The organism is Modestobacter versicolor, assembly GCF_041028285.1.
Classification (GTDB): domain Bacteria; phylum Actinomycetota; class Actinomycetes; order Mycobacteriales; family Geodermatophilaceae; genus Modestobacter; species Modestobacter versicolor_A.
Genome location: NZ_JABGDB010000001.1, coordinates 780,017 through 799,674, shown reverse-complemented (window position 1 = coordinate 799,674; position 19,658 = coordinate 780,017). Strand labels below are relative to the sequence as shown.

Annotated in this window: 21 protein-coding genes and 1 pseudogene; 13 read left to right on the top strand and 9 right to left on the bottom strand. The window is 74.9% G+C overall.

Annotated features, from left to right (window positions below; genetic code table 11):
- Window positions 1-28: 28 nt before the first annotated feature.
- Complete coding sequence (locus HL054_RS04085) at window positions 29-742, top strand: hypothetical protein (RefSeq protein WP_369137483.1); 714 nt, start codon at window positions 29-31, stop codon at window positions 740-742.
- Window positions 743-974: 232 nt separating this feature from the next.
- Window positions 975-1,499 (top strand): DUF421 domain-containing protein, encoded by a 525-nt coding sequence (locus tag HL054_RS04080; protein WP_369137482.1) that lies wholly within the window; start codon window positions 975-977, stop codon window positions 1,497-1,499.
- A gap of 347 nt (window positions 1,500-1,846) precedes the next feature.
- On the opposite strand, the gene HL054_RS04075 is transcribed toward HL054_RS04080, so the two are convergent.
- Entirely contained in the window at window positions 1,847-2,449 is a 603-nt protein-coding gene (locus HL054_RS04075) for a class I SAM-dependent methyltransferase (RefSeq protein WP_369137480.1), read from the bottom strand.
- 106 nt (window positions 2,450-2,555) lie between these two features.
- Window positions 2,556-3,431 (bottom strand): alpha/beta fold hydrolase, encoded by an 876-nt coding sequence (locus HL054_RS04070; protein ID WP_369137479.1) that lies wholly within the window; start codon window positions 3,429-3,431, stop codon window positions 2,556-2,558.
- A gap of 155 nt (window positions 3,432-3,586) precedes the next feature.
- Here HL054_RS04070 and HL054_RS04065 point away from each other — a divergent pair, with 155 nt between their 5' ends.
- Complete coding sequence (locus HL054_RS04065) at window positions 3,587-4,222, top strand: LysE family translocator (RefSeq protein WP_369137478.1); 636 nt, start codon at window positions 3,587-3,589, stop codon at window positions 4,220-4,222.
- A gap of 56 nt (window positions 4,223-4,278) precedes the next feature.
- Here the strand turns inward: HL054_RS04065 and HL054_RS04060 are convergent, their stop codons facing one another.
- Window positions 4,279-4,806 (bottom strand): GNAT family N-acetyltransferase, encoded by a 528-nt coding sequence (locus tag HL054_RS04060; protein WP_369137477.1) that lies wholly within the window; start codon window positions 4,804-4,806, stop codon window positions 4,279-4,281.
- Between the two features lie 97 nt (window positions 4,807-4,903).
- Here HL054_RS04060 and HL054_RS04055 point away from each other — a divergent pair, with 97 nt between their 5' ends.
- From HL054_RS04055 to chrA, 3 genes and pseudogenes are all read left to right on the top strand, one after another.
- Entirely contained in the window at window positions 4,904-5,416 is a 513-nt protein-coding gene (locus HL054_RS04055; RefSeq protein WP_369137476.1) for a Chromate resistance protein ChrB, read from the top strand.
- A pseudogene (locus HL054_RS04050) lies at window positions 5,413-5,843 on the top strand (chromate resistance protein ChrB domain-containing protein). The gene HL054_RS04055 and the pseudogene HL054_RS04050 overlap by 4 nt, the downstream one beginning before the upstream one ends.
- 25 nt (window positions 5,844-5,868) lie before the next feature.
- The gene (gene chrA, locus HL054_RS04045) at window positions 5,869-7,296 is read left to right on the top strand and encodes a chromate efflux transporter (RefSeq protein ID WP_369137475.1); all 1,428 of its coding nucleotides are present in this window, start codon (window positions 5,869-5,871) and stop codon (window positions 7,294-7,296) included.
- 12 nt (window positions 7,297-7,308) lie between these two features.
- Here the strand turns inward: chrA and HL054_RS04040 are convergent, their stop codons facing one another.
- Entirely contained in the window at window positions 7,309-8,181 is an 873-nt protein-coding gene (locus tag HL054_RS04040; RefSeq protein ID WP_369137474.1) for a helix-turn-helix transcriptional regulator, read from the bottom strand.
- A gap of 216 nt (window positions 8,182-8,397) precedes the next feature.
- Here HL054_RS04040 and HL054_RS04035 point away from each other — a divergent pair, with 216 nt between their 5' ends.
- Together HL054_RS04035 and HL054_RS04030 are read left to right on the top strand one after the other, a co-directional pair.
- Window positions 8,398-9,384 (top strand): SDR family oxidoreductase, encoded by a 987-nt coding sequence (locus HL054_RS04035; RefSeq protein WP_369137473.1) that lies wholly within the window; start codon window positions 8,398-8,400, stop codon window positions 9,382-9,384.
- Window positions 9,385-9,452: 68 nt separating this feature from the next.
- Window positions 9,453-10,844, top strand: a complete 1,392-nt coding sequence (locus HL054_RS04030) for an RNB domain-containing ribonuclease (RefSeq protein WP_369137472.1) — start codon at window positions 9,453-9,455, stop codon at window positions 10,842-10,844.
- A 29-nt stretch (window positions 10,845-10,873) separates the two neighbouring features.
- Here the strand turns inward: HL054_RS04030 and HL054_RS04025 are convergent, their stop codons facing one another.
- The gene (locus HL054_RS04025; RefSeq protein WP_369137471.1) at window positions 10,874-11,479 is read right to left on the bottom strand and encodes a TasA family protein; all 606 of its coding nucleotides are present in this window, start codon (window positions 11,477-11,479) and stop codon (window positions 10,874-10,876) included.
- Between the two features lie 137 nt (window positions 11,480-11,616).
- On the opposite strand from HL054_RS04025, the gene HL054_RS04020 reads away from it, so the two are divergent.
- Window positions 11,617-12,093: a DUF2505 domain-containing protein gene (locus HL054_RS04020; protein WP_369137470.1), complete on the top strand. Its 477-nt coding sequence runs from the start codon at window positions 11,617-11,619 to the stop codon at window positions 12,091-12,093.
- A gap of 20 nt (window positions 12,094-12,113) precedes the next feature.
- Window positions 12,114-12,494, top strand: coding sequence for a hypothetical protein (locus tag HL054_RS04015; RefSeq protein WP_369137469.1), 381 nt, complete (start codon window positions 12,114-12,116; stop codon window positions 12,492-12,494).
- A gap of 4 nt (window positions 12,495-12,498) precedes the next feature.
- On the opposite strand, the gene HL054_RS04010 is transcribed toward HL054_RS04015, so the two are convergent.
- Together HL054_RS04010 and HL054_RS04005 are read right to left on the bottom strand one after the other, a co-directional pair.
- Entirely contained in the window at window positions 12,499-12,969 is a 471-nt protein-coding gene (locus HL054_RS04010) for a DUF5313 family protein (protein WP_369137468.1), read from the bottom strand.
- A gap of 59 nt (window positions 12,970-13,028) precedes the next feature.
- A complete protein-coding gene (locus HL054_RS04005; RefSeq protein WP_369137467.1) occupies window positions 13,029-13,496 on the bottom strand; it encodes a MarR family winged helix-turn-helix transcriptional regulator in 468 nt (155 codons plus the stop codon).
- Between the two features lie 141 nt (window positions 13,497-13,637).
- Here HL054_RS04005 and HL054_RS04000 point away from each other — a divergent pair, with 141 nt between their 5' ends.
- Window positions 13,638-14,156, top strand: a complete 519-nt coding sequence (locus HL054_RS04000) for a GAF domain-containing protein (RefSeq protein ID WP_369137466.1) — start codon at window positions 13,638-13,640, stop codon at window positions 14,154-14,156.
- On the opposite strand, the gene HL054_RS03995 is transcribed toward HL054_RS04000, so the two are convergent.
- Entirely contained in the window at window positions 14,105-15,136 is a 1,032-nt protein-coding gene (locus HL054_RS03995; RefSeq protein WP_369137465.1) for an ion channel, read from the bottom strand. The genes HL054_RS04000 and HL054_RS03995 overlap by 52 nt on opposite strands.
- A gap of 118 nt (window positions 15,137-15,254) precedes the next feature.
- On the opposite strand from HL054_RS03995, the gene HL054_RS03990 reads away from it, so the two are divergent.
- A complete protein-coding gene (locus tag HL054_RS03990; RefSeq protein ID WP_369137463.1) occupies window positions 15,255-16,433 on the top strand; it encodes a serine/threonine-protein kinase in 1,179 nt (392 codons plus the stop codon).
- A gap of 6 nt (window positions 16,434-16,439) precedes the next feature.
- Here HL054_RS03990 and HL054_RS03985 read toward each other — a convergent pair whose 3' ends face one another.
- Window positions 16,440-18,947: an AMP-binding protein gene (locus HL054_RS03985; protein ID WP_369137972.1), complete on the bottom strand. Its 2,508-nt coding sequence runs from the start codon at window positions 18,945-18,947 to the stop codon at window positions 16,440-16,442.
- Between the two features lie 187 nt (window positions 18,948-19,134).
- On the opposite strand from HL054_RS03985, the gene HL054_RS03980 reads away from it, so the two are divergent.
- Window positions 19,135-19,644: a mycothiol transferase gene (locus HL054_RS03980; RefSeq protein WP_369137462.1), complete on the top strand. Its 510-nt coding sequence runs from the start codon at window positions 19,135-19,137 to the stop codon at window positions 19,642-19,644.
- The last annotated feature ends 14 nt before the right edge of the window (window positions 19,645-19,658 follow it).

Below are 19,658 nucleotides of genomic sequence, written 5' to 3'. Positions count from 1 at the left end.
GTCGCGACGCAGCGGGTAGGCGCTCAACATGCGCAACGACATCCCGGTCGACGTGGACTCCCCCGAGCAGGAGGGGCTCGCCCGACGACTGGACAAGCCGATGGGTGTCCTCGGGCTCGTGTTCATCCTCGTCGTCCTGGGCCAGTCGCTGGCGAAGGAGCCGTGGCTGGTCACCGTACTGACCGTGGTGGGGTGGCTGTGCTGGGGCGTCTTCGTCGCCGAGTTCCTCCAACGCGCACTGCGAGCCCGTGACCGGCGTCGGTTCTGGGCCCGCAACTGGTGGCAGGTGCTCTTCCTCGCACTCCCGTTCCTCCGGTTCGCCCGGGCCCTCACCCTGCTCAGGGCCGCGCGGCTGGGCGGCGTTGTCTCCGCTGCCGTCCGGGCGTCGAGATCGGCAGGCCGGCTGCTCTCCGGTCGCATCGGGTGGCTCGCCGCGCTGACCGGGGTCGTAGTGCTCGCCAGCAGCCAACTCCTCTACGTCGGTGGCGCCTACGCGGAGTACGCGCCAGCCCTGCACGAGACCGCCCTCGCGACCGTGACGGGGCAGCCGCTGTCCGCGGAGGGAGGCCTTGCCCGCCTGCTCGAGGTCGTCCTCGCCGTCTACTCGGTGGCGGTCTTCGCCACGCTCGCCGGGGCGCTGGGCGCCTACTTCGTCGACGAGCGGCACCGGGCCGGCGCTCCGCCGGAGGTGTCCGAGCCCATCGCATCGAACAGTCCGGCCGCGGAGACGGGTGCAGCGTGACGACGGACCTCGTCATGCTCGCCGGCGGGCTTCTGAGGATGGCGTCGCCGCCTGTCGAGCGCCTGAGGTGGGGCACGATCTCCGCGCCACTGCTCGGACAGCTCGCGTGCGTCGCCCTGGGGCCGGCGGGCGCCGGACCGCCGGACCGCCCACCCGGGGTCGCACGCATCCAGCGCCCCGGTCACCCGCCGCACGTCCAGTAGCCGGACGATGCTTGGGTAAGGAAGTCGACATGTGGTTCGACTCCTGGTCCGACATCATCCGGATCCTCTTCGTCGGGGCGGCGGCGTATGTCGCCCTCGTGATCCTTCTCCGCGTCTCGGGCAAGCGGACACTGGCCAAGCTCAACGCCTTCGACCTGGTGGTCAGCGTGGCTCTCGGCTCCACCCTGGCCACCATCTTCCTCAGCAGCGACGTCTCCTGGAGTGAGGGAGCCGTTGCCATGGCGCTGCTTGCCGCCCTGCAGTTCGTCGTCGCGGGGACGACGACCTGGCTCCCCGGGGGACGCAGTGTGGTCACCGCTCAACCCACCCTCCTGCTGGAGGACGGCCGCCCCATCCCCGAGGCGCTCCATCGGCAGAGGATCACCATGAGCGAACTGCGCCAGGCGATCCGCGCCACCGGCTCCGGCGACCTGTCCTCGGTGGCCGCCGTCGTGCTGGAGACCGACGGGTCGATGAGCGTCATCTCCACGCAGCAGGCGGGGAACCGATCGGCACTCGAAGGCATCGCGAGACTGACCGAAGACAGGCAGTGACCCCACTCCCCTGGTCAACAACGCTTGTCGTCACGACATCGGCCTGACGCCCACTGCCGCGGGGACTGCCGATGGGCACAAGAGGGGCACGAACGCGCGACACGGGGGCGCGGAGGTGCAACCGGGCGCGGACTCGATCAGCGCGCTGAGCAGCGACGACGGTCGTAAGCGGTCCGTCGCGTCATGGCGCGACACCTGGGCGACCCACCGCGCTGAACAGCACCCAGCTGTCAGCGATCGAAGGCAACCGCGACGGGCGGCATCGCCGACGGCAGCCCATGAGGACGGACCGTCGGGCGCAACTTCTCGACAGGTGGCCGACGCGCCACGGTGACTTGCGGGGTGGCTCACCCGAGACGGCGGCCGACCACGGAGAGCACGTGCCAGTGCGTCGGCCGGCCGTACGACTCACCGTCGGCCTCCTGCTCGTCGCGGTGGACGACGTCCAGCCCGGCGAGCAGTCCGTCGACCTCGGCGGCGGTCAGCCGTGCGACGTCGTCGGCATCGGCGGTGGTGTCGCGCTCGCCGAAGAGGTCGCACGCCAGCCAGCCGCCGGGGACCAGGGCCGCCAGGAGCTGATCCCACACCTGGGACAGCTGGGCCCCGGCGTAGGGCAGCGACCAGGCCGAGTGCACCAGGTCGAGCGGCGGGAGGTCGTCGAGTTCGGCGAATGCCTGCGTCCGGACGGTCAGCCGCTGCGCCTGTGCGGCGGGCACCCGCGCTCGGAGCAGCCGTTCCGCTGCGGGGTCGCCGTCGACTGCCAGCACACGCCAGCCCCGGTCGAGTAGCGCAGCGCTCTCCACGCCGGCCCCGGAGCCGAGGTCGAGGGCGAGACGACCGCGGCCCTCCCCGGCGTGGTCCAGCAGGGTGGTGACGAGCGCGCGCGGTGGGCGGTGCACCTGCGTGGCGTTGTACCGGCTCCACGCCCCGGGGGCGTCGAAGTGCGCCATCGTCCCTCCCGCTGCACCGCCCACGTCGCCGTCGCTTCGGGCGACTGTAGGGGCGCTGAGCCAGGCGACTGGCCCCGTCGCGTTGCGGGCGCGTGGAGCGAACGCGTCACCGCGCGCCGAGTACCTCGCGCAGGCGTGCGGCGAACGCCTCCGGCTGGCCGTGCTGCCCGAACTCGCCACCGAGGAACCCACCGTGGTCGCTCGGGAAGACGGTGACCTCCTGGCCCAGCGCCTGGGCGGTCGAGACCGCGGTCCGCCAGGTGAGGGTGTCCTTCGACTCGGTGCCGGCGGCGACGACGATCCGGGTCGGTGCCGCCGTCAGCGCCGGGACGTCGAGCTGGAAGGCGGTGATCGCGTCGGAGTCGTGCGACAGCAGCGGATCGCCGCGCGACCCGTCGTCCTCGGTCGGGAGCCCGAAGGCAGCCGGGTCCGCGGCGGCGGTGGCCGGGAAGTCGTCGGTGAACTCGCCCCGCCACGAGGTGAGCGCGATGAAGGCGGCCATGCCGTGTCCCCAGCCCTTCGCCTCGTAGACCGCCTGCACCGCACGGGTGGCAGCCATCGCGCGGTCGGCGTCCGGGAGGACCTGCAGCAGCGGGGGCTCGTGCGCGACGAGCGTCGTCACGTCGTCCGGATGCGCCGCCACCAGGGCCAGCGCGGTGATCGCGCCCCCGCTGCTGGCGAACATCTCCACCGGCTCCCCGACCGCCTCGATGATGCGGTGGACGTCGTCGGCGTGCTGCTGCGGCGTGTGGGTGGTCCGCCCGTCGGTCCGCGTGCTGCGACCGAGGCCGCGCGGGTCGTAGGTGACCACCGTGCGGTCGGTGAAGTGTCCCGCGAGCGTGCCGAAGCCGCTGGCGTCCATCGGCGCCGCGATGAGGAACAGCGGCGGCCGCCCGTCCGCCGTCGGCAGCGGACCACGGACGTCGTACGCCAGCGATGCCTCGGGCGCGTCCAGCGTGCGGGTGGTGATCGTCGTCGTCATGGTGGTGCAGACCCCACCTGCCCGCGGAAGTCATCGCCGATCGGGGGCGCGAAGTGGGCCGCGCATCGCGCCCCGTCTGATCGCACGCACGAGCGCCGTGGTGATGCCGCGACGCACTAGCCTCGCCGCGTGTCTTCCGCTTCGCGTGCGCAGTCGTGACCACCTCGGAGGCCGTGGTCGGCTTCGGTCTGATCGCCCTGTTGCTGACGATCACCCCCGGCCTCGACACCGCACTCGTCCTCCGTGCCGCCATCACGCGGGGGCGCCGCGACGGTCTCGCCACAGCGCTGGGGGTCATCGGCGGGGTGGTGGCCTGGGGCGCTGCGGCCGCAGTCGGGGTGTCGGCACTGGTGACCGCCTCCAGCATCGCCTACGCCGTCCTCCGTCTCGTCGGTGCCGCCTACATGGTGTGGCTCGGAGGACGGATCCTCTGGCGGCTGGCCCGTCGCCGTGCCGAGTCGGTCAGCGACGACGGTCCGGCACGAGCGGCGGGCGTCTGGCGATCCGCCCGCACCGGCCTGCTGACCAACCTGCTCAACCCGAAGGTGGGCGCGTTCTACGTCGCTGCGCTGCCGCAGTTCATCCCGCCCGGCACCTCGGCGCTCGGCATGGGCCTCCTCCTGGCCTGCGTGCACGCCGCGCTGAGCCTCGCCTGGTTCACCGTCCTCGTCCTCGGCGCGAACGCTGCGCGGCGCTGGCTGCAGCGTCCACGGGTCAGTCGAACGGTGGAGGGCACGACCGGGATCGCTCTGATCGGCTTCGGTGCCCGCTTGGCCCTCTCGAGCCGATAGGGCTGGTGTCTCGGCGGTGTGCGCCAGGGCGGCTTCAGGGCGGCTTCAGGGCGACTTCAGGGCGACTTCGGCCACGACTGAGGGTGGGTCGTCAGGTCGGCGCGATGGACGAGTGCCTCGCGGCCGTGGTAGTCGGCTCGCTTCCAGAAGCCCAGCCCCGCCTTCTCGGCGACACGGACGGACGCCGTGTTCTCCGGGTCGATGATGGCGATGACGTGGTCCACGCCGCCGCGCCGCCGCACGAAGTCCGTGGCGGCTCGGGCGGCTTCGGTGGCGAAGCCCTTCCCCTGGTGCCGCGGCAGGACGTGGTAGCCGACCTCGAGTGACTCCCCGTCGATCGGCTGCCACGTCAGGCCGCAGTCGCCGACGAAGTCCCCGTCCCCGGTCTCGATGATCCAGAGCCCGAAGCCGTCCCTGGCGTAGTTGCGCAGGTTCCAGTCGATCCAGCCCTGGCATTCGCTGCGTGACTTCGGGTGGTCGTAGTGCGTCATCACGACGGGGTCGCCGAGCAGGGACTCCATCAGGTCCAGGTCGTCGTCGGACATCCTGCGGAACCGGAGACGCGGGCTGTCGGGTACGTCCACACCGGGAGGCTAAGGGCGCAGCTTGGGCACCCCGTCGATGCCGCCACGGGCAGCACGGGGACTGGACCGCCCGGTGCAACCGTGGTTGCATGCGCTCGTGCCCGAGCCGGAAGCCCGCCCGCACGCGGTCGGTGAGTGGGTCCTCCTCTCCTACCGGTTGCCGCGCGAGCCGTCCGGGCCGCGCACGACGCTGTGGCGACGGCTGAAGCGGCTGGGCGTCGCCCAGCTGTCCGACGGGCTCGTGGCGCTGCCCGCCGATGCCCGCACCCGCGAGTCGCTGGAGTGGCTGGCGGACGACGTCCTGGCCGCGGACGGCACGGCCGGGATCTGGGTCGCCCGACCGACGACGCCGGCCCAGGAACGCGACCTGGCTGCCGGGATGGCCGCCTTCCGTGCGCAGGAGTACCGGGAGCTGACCGCCGCCTGCCGGGAGGCGACGTCCGCGAGCCGGCCGGACCAGGCCCGGGCGCTCCGCCGGCTGCGGGCCGAGTGGCGGGCCATCGACCGCCGCGACTTCTTCCCGCCGGCCGAACGCGAGCTCGCCGCAGCGGCGCTCCGCGAGCTCGCCGACGCCGTCGCGTCGACGGCGGCCGCAGAGATCGCGTCGTGAGGTGGGCGACCCGGAGCGGGGTGCACATCGACCGCGCCGCCTGCGCCTGGCTCATCCGCCGGTTCCTCGACCCGGACGCCGAGTTCGTGTTCGTCAGCGACCCGGCCGAGGTGCCGACCGGTGCCACGCCGTTCGACATCCGCGGGGTCGACTCGGCCACCACGGCGGCGACTGCAGCTTCGAGACCGTCCTGCGCCGCCACGAGCTCACCGACCCGGTGCTGTGGAAGATCGCCGAGATCGTCCACGAGGCTGACCTCGACGACCAGCGGTTCGACGCCCCCGAGGCACCCGGCCTCGACGTCGTCCTGCGCGGGCTGTCGATGACCGGGGACGACGAGCGCACCCTCGCCGTCTCCGGCCCGGTCTTCGACGGCCTCTACGAGTTCCACCGCCGCCGCCTGCTGCTCGGCCGCGAACCGGCCTGACCCGCACCCACCGACGAGGACCCCCATGACCCGCGAGGCAGCACCCCCGCCGGACCCCGCCCTGCCGTCGACCACCCCCGAGACCAGCCCGCCGCAGGAACAGACGATGGTGCCGTTCCGGTCCGCGGTGCGCACCTGGTTCGGCATCTCGCTGCAGACCTTCGGCGGGCCGGCCGGCCAGATCGCGGTCATGCAGCGCGCCCTGGTCGACGAGAAGCGGTGGATCGGCCAGCGCCGGTTCCTGCACGCGCTGAACTACTGCACCTTGCTGCCCGGCCCGGAGGCCCAGCAGCTGGCCACCTACATCGGCTGGCTGATGCACGGCACCGCCGGCGGGCTCGTCGCCGGCGGGCTGTTCGTGCTGCCCGGGGTGGTCGCGCTGCTGGCCCTGTCGGCGGTCTACGTCGCCTTCGGCACCACGACCGTGGTCACCGCGGTGTTCACCGGGCTGGCCGCGGCGGTGCTGGCGATCGTCGTGCAGGCCGTCCTGCGCGTGGCGGGGAAGGCGCTGGACAGCCGGGCCCTCGTCGTCCTCGCCGTGGTGTCGTTCCTCGCGCTGGCCGTGTTCGGCGTGCCGTTCCCGGTGGTCGTCGCCCTCGCCGGGGTCGCCGGCTGGGCGCTGGGGCGGTGGCGGCCGTCCGCGCTGCCGCAGAAGAAGGCCGCCGACGGTCCCGACGCCGGCCCGCCCCCGGCCATCTCCGACGACGTCCTGCACCACGAGGCCCCCACCGGGCGCCGCACGCTGCGGGTGCTCCTGGTCGGGCTGGTCGTCTGGGGGCTGCCGCTCGCGGCGGTCGCCGTGCTGACCGGCACCTCCAGCGTCTTCACCGAGCAGGGGCTCTTCTTCTCCGGCGCCGCGGTGGTCACCTTCGGCGGCGCCTACGCGGTGCTGGCCTACGTCGCCCAGCAGGCCGTCGCCGTCTACGGCTGGCTGTCCCCCGGCGAGATGGTCCGCGGCCTCGCGCTGGCCGAGACGACGCCCGGGCCGCTGATCATGGTGGTCCAGTTCGTCGCCTTCCTCGGCGCGTACCGGGCCCCGGGCGACCTCGACCCGTGGGTCGCCGCGGTGCTCGCCTCGCTGCTGGTCACCTGGGTGACGTTCGTGCCCAGCTTCCTGTTCGTGCTGCTCGGCGCCCCGTACATGGAGCGGCTGCGCGGCAACCGGTCGCTGTCGGCGGCGCTCACCGGCATCACCGCCGCCGTCGTCGGCGTCATTGCGAACCTCGGCGTCTACTTCGCCGTCCACACGCTGTTCTCCCGGACCGTCGACGTCGACGGCGGGCCGCTGTCGCTCGAGCTGCCCGACCTCGGCACCCTGCGACCGGTGCCGCTGGTCATCGCGCTGGTGGCCGCGGTGCTGCTGTTCCGGGTCAAGTGGTCGGTGCTGCGCACCCTCGGTGTCTGCGCCGTCCTCGGCCTGGTCGCCGGGCTGGCCGGCCTCCCGCTCGCCTGACCGGGGAGGGGCTCACCGGCGGACGGCGGGCACCGCGTCGCCGGTGGCCAGCGGCTGGGCACCGATCACCGCGAGGACCGCGAGCGCGTCGTGGCTCTCGGTGCCCGGCACGGCGGTGTAGACCATCAGGTGGTGGGCCTGGTGCGGGTCGACCAGCGTCTGGCAGTTCAGCTCGAGCCGGCCGACCTCGGGGTGCTGGTACCGCTTGACCTCGCCCGGGTGCACGCCGACCTCGTGCCGCTCCCACAGCGCGCGGAACTCCGGGCTGCGCTCCAGGAGGAGGTCGGCCAGCTGCGCCGCCCGCGACCCCGGTCCCCGCCTCGCGACGATCCCCCGCAGGCCAGAGGCGTACATCCGCGACAGGAACGCGTGGTCCTCCGGCGCGTGCCGCTCGCGGGAGGCCGGGTCGGTGAACCACCGGTACCCCTTGCTGCGTGCCGGGCCGGTGAAGCCCGTCGTGTCACCGGTGAGCGCCACCCCGAGCGGGGTCTGGCGCAGGGTCTCCCCCAGCTCGGTGACGATCTCCGCGGGGGTGTCGCCGAGGCGGTCGAGGATCCGCAGCAGGCCGGGGCTGACGTGCCCGCTGCTCGTGCCGCGCAGCGGCGGCTGGTGCCCGGCGAGCCGGAACAGGTGGTCGCGCTCGGCGAGGGACAGGTGCAGCCCCTGCGCGATCGAGGCGACCATCTGCTCCGAGGGGTGCGGACCGCGCTCCCGCTCGAGGCGGGAGTAGTAGTCGGTCGACATGTGGCAGAGGACGGCGACCTCCTCGCGGCGCAGTCCGGTGGCCCGGCGGCGCGCCCCGCGGGGCAGGCCGACGTCCTCGGGCTGCAGCGACTCGCGGCGACCCCGGAGGAACCCCGCCAGCCCGGCTCGATCGATGCCCACGTCCGTCCTCCCGCGCGTCGTGCCGGCCCCCGCGGGCCGGCACCGCTGTGTCTACCGGCCCGGCCCCGCGGCAGCCACGGCCCGTCGATCCCCCTCTCCGGCAGCCGGGACAGCCGGCTTGCACGGGGGGATCGACGGGCCCTCCCTGGCCGCCGCCGGACCGGAGACGGTGGGGCCACGGCGCACCCGGCGCCCCGCTGAGCAGAGGAGCCCACCATGGCACGCCCCACGATCGACATCACCGTCCCCGACCTGACCGGCAGGCGGGCGGTGCTCACCGGCGGGAGCGACGGCATCGGCCTCGTCCTGGCCCGCCGCCTGGCTGCGGCCGGAGCCGACCTGGTGCTCCCGGTCCGCAACCGGGGCAAGGGCGAGGCGGCGGCCGCCGGCATCCGGGCGCGGGTCCCCCGGGCGCGCGTCACGCTGCACGCGCTGGACCTGTCCTCGCTGGAGTCGGTCGCTGCCTTCGCCACGGTGCTGCTGGCCGAGGGCCGGCCGATCGACGTCCTGGTCAACAACGCCGGCGTCATGACACCCCCGGAACGGCAGACGACGGTCGACGGCCACGAGCTGCAGTTCGGCACCAACCACCTCGGCCACGTCGCCCTGGTGGCTCGGCTGATGCCGCTGCTGAGCGCGGGCCGGGCCCGGGTCACGACCCAGCTGAGCGTGGCGGCCAACTCCGGCGCGGTCCACTGGGAGGACCTGGACTGGACCCGCTCCTACTCCGCGATGCGCGCCTACAGCTCGTCGAAGATCGCGCTGGGGCTGTTCGCCCTGGAGCTCGACCGGCGCAGCGCGGCCCACGGCTGGGGCGTCACCAGCAACACCTCCCACCCCGGCATCGCCCCGACCGCGCTGCTGGCGCCCCGGCCGGAGATCGGCCGGCCCCGGGAGTCGGGCCAGATCCGCCTGATCCGGCGGCTGTCGGCGCTGGGCATCGCCGGGACGCCGGAGACCGCCGCGCTCCCCGCGCTGCTCGCCGCCACGTCACCGGAGGCGGCGGGCGGCCGGTTCTACGGCCCCAGCCGGTTCCAGCACATGAGCGGGGCACCGGCCGAGCAGCAGCTCTACCGGCGGCTCCGGAGCACCGAGGACGCGGAACGGATCTGGCAGCTGTCGGAGCAGCTGGCCGGTGTGTCGTTCCCGGACGGCCGCACCGGCGACCCGGACGACGGCCGGCTCATGCACCGGGCCCGGTGAGCGGGTCCGGCCCCGGGCCGGCCGGTCCAGGACCCGCGGCGGACGGCGCGCTGTGACACGGTGGCGGCGTGGCTCGCGTGCTGACGGTGTCCGTCCCCCTCGACTTCGCCGCGATCCGGGCGGAGGCGGGGGTCCCCGACGAGTTCCCGGCGGCCGTGCTGGCCGAGGCCGACCGGGTGGCCGCCGACCCGCCGCTGCCCGCGCACGACGCGACCGACCTGCCGCTGGTGACCATCGACCCGCCGGGTGCCCGCGACCTGGACCAGGCGGTGCACCTGGCCCGCACCGCGGGCGGCTACCGGGTCTCCTACGCGATCGCCGACGTCGGCGCCTTCGTGCCGCTGGGAAGCGCGATCGACGCCGAGGCCCGGCGCCGCGGGCAGACGGTCTACTCCCCCGACGGCCGGACGCCGCTGCACCCGCCGCAGCTGTCGGAGGGGGCGGCCAGCCTGCTGCCCGGCCAGCTGCGGCCGGCCGCGCTGTGGACGATCGACCTGGACGCCGAGGGCGAGGTCACCGCGGTCGACCTGCGCCGGGCCCGGGTCCGCAGCCGGGCCCAGCTGGACTACGAGTCGGTCGGCACGCAGGTGCCCCGGGAGCTGGAGCTGCTGCCCGAGATCGGCCGGCTGCTCCAGGCCCGCGCCCGCGACCGCGGCGCGATCGAGCTGGGCACGCCGTCGCAGGAGGTCGAGCCCGGACCCGACGGCGGCTGGACGGTGGTGTTCCGCGGCCAGTCCGACGTCGAGGGCTGGAACGCGCAGATCTCGCTGCTCACCGGACGCTGCGCGGCCCGGCTGATGCTGGACGGCGGGGTCGGGGTGCTGCGCACGCTGCCGCCGCCCGACCCGGGCGCGGTCGACACCCTCCGCCGGCTCGCCCCCGGCCTCGGCGTCGACTGGCCCGAGGGCGCCGGGCCCGGCGAGGTCGTCGCGAGCTTGGACCCGGCGCAGCCCCGGCACGCGAGCTTCCTGGACGCCGCCGCCTCGCTGCTGCGCGGTGCGGCCTACACGGCGTTCGACGGCCCGCCGCCCGCCGAGCCCGGCCACGGCGGCGTCGGCGCCCCCTACGCGCACGTGACCGCGCCGCTGCGCCGGCTGGTCGACCGGTTCGGCACCGAGGTCTGCCTGGCGCTGGCCGCTGGTGAGCAGCCCTCCGCGGAGCTGCGCGCCGCCCTGCCGGAGCTGCCCGCGCTGATGGCCGCCTCCGACCGGCGCACGCGCGAGGTCGAGCGCGCGGTGGTCGACCTCGTCGAGGCGACGCTGCTGGCCGGCCGGGTCGGCGAGGTCTTCGACGCCGTCGTGCTGGACGCCGAGGACCACCGGTCGACCGTGGTGCTCACCGAGCTGGCCGTGCAGGCCCGCTGCGACGGCCGGTCGACCCCCGGCGAGCGGGTGCGGGTGCGGCTGACCGCCGCGGACCCGGCCACCCGCACCGTGCGGTTCGCCCCCGCCGAGGACTGACCGGCCGGCGACCGCCGCGGACGACACGGTCAGCGGGCGGTGCCGGTCCGCTGGGTGCCGGTGAACAGGATGCTGAGCGTGGACTCGGCGCCCATGAACGTGTTGCCGGCCCCCGTGGGCAGGGTGGCGGTGGCGAGCAGGTGGTCGACGCCGCCGGCGGCGAGGCTGGCGGCCGTCGGCAGCTGCACGCTCGTCACCACCGGGCCCTCGTAGAGGGTGCTGCCCGTGCCGTGGCAGCTGTGGTGGCCCGAGTCGGTGGCCCAGGGCTGGTCGCAGGAGTCGATGCTGACCTGCAGGCCGTACACGGTGTCGGTGTCCAGCACGCTGGAGACCACCGCGGTGACGTCCAGGGTGATCGAGGACAGGTCCGCGCTGCCGGTGTTGACCAGGTCCAGGGCCAGGCTGGAGCGGTCCCCCGGCTTCCAGCCCCCCTCGACGTCGGCGAAGGCGACCTCCTGGGCGGGGGCGGCCACGTCGATGGACACCGTGCCGCTGCCGACCTCGGCCGCCAGCGGGGTGGTGCTGTCGGTGAAGGTGCCGAAGGTGCCCGTCCCGGCGACGGTGGCCGCCGCGGCGAGGACGGCGACGGAGCCGAGGACCCTGGCGGCCGGGCGGCGGCGGGTGGTGGCGGACACGGGCACTCCCTGGGGCGGTCGGGTCGCCGGCACGTCCGGCGACAGGACCGAGCCTCCGGTGGCTCCCGCAAGCCCGGCTGGACCGGACCGCACGATCTCCGCAAGCCCGGCACGAGCGCCCGGGCGAGGATGGCGGCATGGCCATCGACACGACCACCGAGTACGCCGCCCCGCCGGACGCCGTCCTCGCCCTGCTCACCGCGGAGGACTTCCTCCGCGAGCGGGCCACCGCGCTCGGCGCGCAGGCGCAGGAGGTCACCGTCGACGGCCACCGCAGCACCGTGCGGCTGGCCGCCCCCACCGCCGGCATCCCGCCGGTTTTCGCCCGCTTCGTCGGCTCGTCGGTGGCCGTCGTCGAGCGCGCCGACTGGGTCGCCGACGGCGACGGCTACCGCTCTCCGCTCGACGTCCGGGCCGAGGTGTTCGGGCGCACCGTCCAGGTCACCGGCGAGCGGCGGCTCACCGCGGCCGGCCCGGGCACCCGTTCGACCGTCACCGGGGACGCCCGGGTCGACGCGCCGCTGATCGGCCGGCAGGCCGAGGGCGCGGTGCGCGAGCTGGTCGGGGTGGTGCTCAAGCGGGAGGACGAGCTGCTCCGGCGCCGGTTGTCGTAGCCCCGGGGGAGGATCACCCCGTGGTCGCCTTCTTCCTGCCCCGGGCCAGCGACGACGAGCAGGCCGAGCGGCTCTACGAGGCGCTGGCCGAGTTCGCCGGCTGCGAGCCCGCCCCGCCGGGTGCCCGGGTCGCCGCCATCAGCTTCACCCAGGACGGCGCCCGGTGGACGGCGACGGTCGGCGAGGAGCTGACCGGCGTCCGGACGACGCAGCAGCTGCGCCGCGGCGAGCTGCTCGAGCGCACCGAGGCGCTGTCCTCGGCGTCCCGGGTGCTCGCCGTCTACCCCGGTACGCCCTTCGTCGTGGTCACCGACGCCCAGCCCATCACCGGCACGCCGTCGGAGTGGGCCAACCCGTTCCTCGTGCAGCCCGACGAGGTGACCCTCTTCGACCGGCGGTGACGACTCAGCGGCCCTGGCGCTCGCGGTAGCGGGCGGCCCGCTTCGCGGCGGCCGCCCGCAGCTTCACGGTGCGCTCGGCGCTGCGCGCCCGCTGGGCCTCGTCGCGCACGGCCTGGGCGGTGCCCACGGGGTAGCCGGCCTTCTTGACCCGGTGCTCGGTGGTCTCGGTCATGTAGGCGACGGAGAAGATCAGCCCGAGCGCCAGACCGCCGAGCGCGGCCATCCCCCGGATCCAGAACGGGCCGGGCACGAACAGCAGCACCAGCGCGATCGGCACCGACATCTGGACGACGGCCCGCAGCACGTGCCGGACCCCCCAGTTGCCGGTGGTCGTGTCGTGCAGCACCCACGCGCGGTGCCGCCCGGGCAGCCCGCCGCCGAGGGCGTACCAGAGCCAGCGCAGGACGCCGGGTCGGTGCAGCCCGCCGTCGGCGCGGGCGGTCTGGTCGGTCGTCACCGGCTCCTCGATGGGCACCACTCCTGTGTACCCGGTCGACGCGTGGGGGTCCAACGGTTGGGGCACCATGTGATGCGTCAGTCGGTCCGCAGCGCCTGCTGCGACGCTTCGATCACCTCGGTCAGCGCGGCGTGCAGCGCGGTGAGGCCGTCGACGTCCATGCCGAGGCGCTCGACGATGCCGGCCGGGATCCGCTCGGCCTGCTCCCGCAGCGCGCGCCCGGCGTCGGTCAGCGTGATCGCCAGCGACCGCTCGTCCCGCGGGTCGCGCCCGCGGCTGACCAGCCCGCCGTTCTCCAGCCGCTTGACCAGCGGCGACAGGGTGCCCGGGTCGAGCTGGAGCAGCCTGCTGAGGTCCTTCACCGACAGCTGCCCGTGCTGCCACAGCGCCAGCATCACCAGGTACTGCGGGTGCGTCAGGCCCATCGGCTCCAGCAGCGGCCGGTACACCGCGACGACGTTGCGGGCGGCCACCGACAGGGCGAAGCAGACCTGGTGCTCGAGGGCAAGGGGGTCGGCCGGGGCCCGGACGTCGCTCGTCGCCATGGCCTCACCGTACCGATGCGTGGGGCACCAATCGACTGCGCAGCGTGGTGGGGTGACCACCGAACGGGTGGATCACGGCGGTACCGGATCTCCCGCGACCGGACGAGTTGACGGACGAGTTGCACGGGCGTAACCAGAGTCATGGACGCGCTGGTGGTGGACGACATGGTCCCCTTCGCCGACTGGCCGGCCGCTGCGCGGGCCTCGCTCGCGTTCCTGCACCGGACCGTGGGGCTCGACGTCTGGATGGTCACCCAGCTCGTCGAGCCGCAGCAGGTGGTGCTGCACGCACACCCCTCGGAGCTCCTCCCACCGGGCACGACCATCCTCTGGGACCGCAGCTTCTGCCGGGCCATGGTGGCCGGCGCCGGCCCCCGGGTGGCCACGGTCGCCGCCGCGACGCCGGCCTACCGCGACCTGCGGACCGGCCTGCCCCAGCGGGTCGCGGCCTACATCGGCGTCCCGCTGGTCACCCGCGACGGCGAGGTGTTCGGCACCCTGTGCGGGGTCGCCTCCCGCGCCCAGCCACGTGTCCTCGCCCGGCACCTGCCGCTGGTGGAGATGACCGCCCGGCTGCTGAGCACCCTGCTGGCCGGGGAGCCGCAGGGTCAGCGGGCGCTGGTCAGCTCGCCCGCGGTGATCCGCGACCGCCCGACGTAGTACAGCGTCGCCCCGCGCTCCACCGGGGTGTCCCAGGGCGGGCTGACGGTCAGCCCCTCCGCGGTGCGGACGGCGAGCACCGTGGCCCCGAACGTCCGGCCCAGGTGCACCTGGCAGTCGCCGAAGGTGGCGAAGCCGTGCCCGTCGGGCAGCCGCAGCGAGTAGGTGTTGCCGTGGCCGCCCTCGCTCATCAGGTCGCTGTAGACGTCGGTGATCCCGGGGTCCAGCGCCTCCTCGGTGATCAGCGTGGGCATGTGCCACTGCACGCAGGCGATCCGCGGGTTGACGTAGCGCAGGTTGTCCCGCCGGCCGAGGTCGCGCAGCGCCGCCACCATGTGCACGCCCGGGTTGGCGTGGTCGACGGCGACGGCGATCGCCAGGGTCTCGTTGTCGTCCCGGCCGTCGACGACGACGGTCCGGGCGCGGGCGACGCAGGCGCGGGCCATCACGTCGGCGTGCGCGAGGTCGCCGCGGACGAAGGAGACGCAGGCGTTCTCCGGCACCGGGTTCTCCGGCACGTCGTCCCACGCGCACAGCGCGACCCGGGTGGACGACTCCGCCGACAGCTCGGTGAGCATCCGCTCGGTCCGGCCGGGCACGTAGCCCAGCACGACGACGTGGTCTGCCAGGTCCAGTGCCACCACACCCCTCCGGCGCTTTCCGCGGGCCGACTGCAGGTAGTCGGCCAGCCGAGTGAACAACAGGGTCAGCGTGACGATCCCGCCGACGATGACGTAGGTGCCGACCACGTGGCCGGCGGTCGAGACCGGGAAGAAGTCGCCGTACCCGACCGTCGCGGCCGTGACGACGAAGTACCACCAGTAGTTGCCCGGCGCGACGATGGGGCTGTCGGCCGGTTCCACCAGCGCCATCGCCAGCCAGCTGGTGAGGAACACCAGCACGATGACGACCAGCGGCAGCCGCCAGCCGTGCAGCCGGCTGCCCAGCAGACGGGACAGCCGGGAGAGGAAGAAGATCACGGGCCTCCTGCCGGGACGGACGCCGGGCGAACCTACCGCCTGCCCGACCGCCGGTGTGCAGGCGGAACCGGGCGCCTCGGGCGTGTGACCCGCGCGCCCGGCGCCTACTCTCCCGACCATGACGACCGGGCCCCGCGAGGACGAACGGGTCGTCGGCGGTCGCTACGAGATCGCCGGCGAGCTGGGCCGCGGCGGCATGGGCGTCGTCTGGCTGGCCACCGACCGCGTGCTGCACCGCGAGGTGGCGCTGAAGGAGATCACCTACCCGGTGCACCTCACCGACGCCGAGCGCGCGGTGCTGCGGGAGCGCACCCTCCGCGAGGCCCGGGCGGCCGCACGGCTCGAGGACCCGCACGTGGTGGCCATCCACGACGTCGTCGAGGAGGACGGCCGGCCGTGGCTGGTGATGGAGCACGTCCGGTCCCGCAGCCTGCAGCGCATCCTGGAGGAGGACGGCCCGCTCTCCCCCGCGCAGACCGCCCGGATCGGCCTGGACGTGCTGTCGGCGATCGAGGTGGCGCACGCCGCCGGCATGGTGCACCGCGACGTCAAGCCCGCCAACGTGCTGGTCTCCGAGGACGGGCACGCCCGGCTCACCGACTTCGGCATCGCCACCACCACCGAGGACTCCTCGCTGACCGCGCAGGGGGCGGTGCTCGGCTCGCCGTCCTACATGGCGCCGGAGCGGGCGCACAGCGAGCCGCCGACACCGGCGGTCGACCTGTGGTCGCTGGGCGCGACGCTGTACACCGCGGTGGAGGGCCGCACGCCCTTCGACCGGCCGGAGTCGATGGCCATCCTGCTGGCCGTCGTCGGCGAGGAGCCGGCGCCGATGGTGGCGGCCGGCCCGCTGGAGCCGGTGCTCCGCGGGCTGCTGACCAAGGACCCGGCCTCCCGGACGACGGCCGCGCAGGCCCGGGAGCAGCTGGCGGCGGTGCTCGCCGACCCCGCGCCTGCCGAGGCCCCTGCCCCGGCCGCCCCCGCCGGCCCGCGGTCGGTCCCGCACGGCGGCGACGTGCAGCGCTTCGACGTCGCCGACCTGCTCTCCCTCGCCTCGTCGTCCAAGGCCGTGCTGGGCACCGTCGTCCGCGACGTCCGGTCGCAGGCGCGCGAGGTGACCGGCCGCCGGCACGACCCGGCGCTGTCCCGGCGCGAGCGCCGGGCGGCGGCCAAGCAGCGCCGCTTCCGGTTCAAGCGGCGCTGGGTGGTCGTGCCGGTGGTGCTGCTGACCCTGCTCGCCGTGGTGCTGCTCGGCGCGCTGGCCCTGCTGGTCACCGGGGTCATCGAGCTGTCCTGACCGGGGTCAGTCGCGGAGCGCCTCCACCGGGTCCGGGCGGGCGCCGTCGAGGGCGTCGAGCTCCGCGGCGAGCAGCTGCGCGACCTCGGTGACGTTGGGCTCGTGCAGCATCCCGACGTGGTCACCGGGCACCTCGTGCATGGACCACTGCCCGGTCAGGTGCGGCGCCCACAGCGCGCGCACCGCCGAGTCCGGGTCGTCCCGGGCGACCAGCACCAGCGTCCGGCCGGGGTAGGGCGAGGTCCGGTGCCGCCGCTGCAGGGCCATGCCCTGCCGGTGGAAGCGGAGGTAGTGCCCGAGCCCGGAGTCGGGCAGCAGCCCGGTGGTCGCCAGCGCGACCGCGCCCTTGACCCGCTGGTAGGGGCCGCCGGTCAGGGCCGGCGGGCTGAGCGCCGGGTCCGGCGGGAACGAGTCGAGCACGGCGAGCAGCTCGACCTCCTCCCCCTCCGACCGCAGCAGGTGGGCCATCTCCAGCGCGATGACCGCGCCCAGCGAGTGCCCGGCCAGCCGGTAGGGGCCGGCCGGCTGCACGGTGCGCAGCGTCGCCACGTGCCGCCGGGCGGTGGCGCGCACCGACCAGTCCGGCAGCCCGCGGTTCTCCAGCCCGTGCGCCTGCAGTCCCCAGACCGGCTGGTCGTCGCCCAGCTCGCGGGCCAGCGCCCGGAACCCGAGAGCGACCCCGCCGGCGCCGGCGACGCAGAACAGCGGCACCCGGCTGCCGCCGGAGGCGAGCCGGACCAGCGTCGGGTGCTCGGGCCGGCGGGCCTGCCGGACGGCGTCGGCGAACCGGGCGACCGTCGGCGCCTCGACCAGCAGCCCGGTGCTGAGCACGTCGCCGCTGACGCCGAGCTCGTCACCGACCGCGGCCAGCAGCGCCTCCGCGGCCAGCGAGTCGCCGCCGAGGGAGAAGAAGTCGTCGTCCAGGCCGACCTCGTCGGTCTCCAGGACCCGGGCGAACAGCGCAGCCACCACCCGCTCCCAGTCGGTGCGGGGCGGCCGGGCGGTCGCCCGCGGCGGCGGGGGCGGCAGCGCCGAGCGGTCCAGCTTGCCCCGCTCGGTGCGCGGCAGGGCCGGGAGGAAGAGGACCTCCTGCGGGACCATGAACGGCGGGAGCGCGTCGCGGACCACCCGGCGGACGGTCGAGGCGTCCAGCCGCGGGACGGCCGGCACGACGTAGGCGACCAGCCGGATCCGGCCGGTGGCGGGGTCGGGGGCGCCGACCACGACGGCCTCGCGGACCTCGGGGTGGGCGAAGAGCACCGCGTCGACCTCCCCGGGCTCGACCAGGTGCCCGCGGACCTTGACGCTGTGGTCGGTGCGGCCCAGCAACCGGGTCAGGCCGTCGTCGTCGATGCTCGCGGTGTCGCTGGTCAGGTAGGTGCGCACACCGTCGGCGCCGTCGCTGAACACCGACGCGGTCACCTCCGGCTGGCCGAGGTACCCCTCCGCCAGCCACCGGGAGGACACCACGAGCCGGCCGGTGCCGCTGTCGGCGCGCACGCCGTCGGCGTCCTGCACCTGGAACCGGACGCCCGGCACCGGCCAGCCGGCCGGCGTCGCCCCGGTCGGGGACGGGTCCTCGGGGCGCAGCACGAAGTCCGACAGCAGGCCGGTCTCGGTGGAGCCGTAGCGGTTGCGGAGCACGCACTGCGGCCCGACCACCCGGCGGAAGGCGGCGAGCTCGCTGCCGTGCACCATCTCGCCGCCCATGGTGACCGCGGTGAGGGTGTCCAGGTGCTCGCCCGGGCGCAGCGCCGAGACCAGGCCGCGGAGGATGGCCGGGCTGGCCAGCAGCACGGTGACCTGCTGCTCCCGCAGCCAGCCGGCGAGCTCGGAGACCGGCCGGGTGCGGGGGTCGAACAGCTGCTGGGTGGCGCCGGCGAGCATCCCGGCGAGCACGGCCTTCATCCCGGCGTCGAAGGCCAGCGGCATCAGGTTGCCCACCACGTCGCCGGCGCCGTACAGCCCGGTGCCGACGGAGTTGGTCCAGGCGTCGTGCAGCAGGGTGCGCGAGCCGGTCAGCACGCCCTTGGGGCGGCCGGTCGAGCCGGAGGTGAAGACGACGACCGCGGGGTCGTCCGGGCCGGTCGGGGCGGACCGGAGCGCGACGCCGACGGCCGCGAGGTCGGCGGGCGCGGCGACGTCGTCGTCCGGGACGACCACCGAGGCGCACAGCTCGGCGGCGACGTCGGCGTGCGCGGCGTCGGCGACGCAGACGGACACCCCGGCCCCGGACACGTAGTGGCGCAGCCGCTCGGCCGGCGTGGTGGGGTCCAGGACCAGCACCGGCGAGCCGGTGGCCATCACGCCGATCACGGCGACGGCCGCGCCGGCGCCGGGCGACCGGAGGACGGCGACCGCGGCGTCGGCCACCCGGACATCGAGCACGGCGCGCCGGACGACGTCGGCCCCGGCGAGCAGCTGCCCGTAGGTGACGGAGCGCCGACCGTCGGCGATGGCGAGGGTCTCCGGCTGGGACGTGCCGACGTCGACGACCCGGTCGACGACCCGCATGTCCACGGTCGACTCGCTCAGGGGGACCAGCCCGTCGGACGATCTCGCGGTAGACCGCATGTACCTCTCCTCGACCCCCCGTGACCGACTCCGGAAGTTACCGTCCGGAAGCGTCTGGTGCCACGACGCGAGCTCGACGTCCTCCGGACGGGTGTACGGCTGACTCCCCGTGGGGTACGCGCGGCCCATGGAGAGCCGTGACCTGTTGCTGACCGCGTTCGACGACGTCGAGACGGTGGTCCGGAGCGCGCTGGACGGGATCGACCCCGCGCTGCTGACCGCGCGGCTCGACCCGGACGCCAACACGATCGCCTGGCTGGTGTGGCACCTCACCCGGGTGCAGGACGACCACGTGGCCGAGGTGGCCGGCACCGAGCAGGCCTGGACCGCTGCCGGCTGGGCCGACCGGTTCGCGCTGCCCTTCCCGCCGAGCGCGCACGGGTACGGCTTCAGCAGCGCGGACGTCGGCCGGACCGTGGTCACCGACCCGCAGCTGCTGGTCGACTACCACGCCGACGTGCACCGCCGGACCGCCGCGTTCCTCCGGACGCTCACCCCGGCCGACCTCGACCGCGTCGTCGACCGGAGCTGGGACCCGCCGGTCACCCTCGGCGTCCGGCTGGTCAGCGTCATCGGCGACGACCTCCAGCACGCTGGGCAGGCAGCCCTGCTCCGCGGCCTGCTCGAGCGGCGGTGAGCACACGCGGCCGG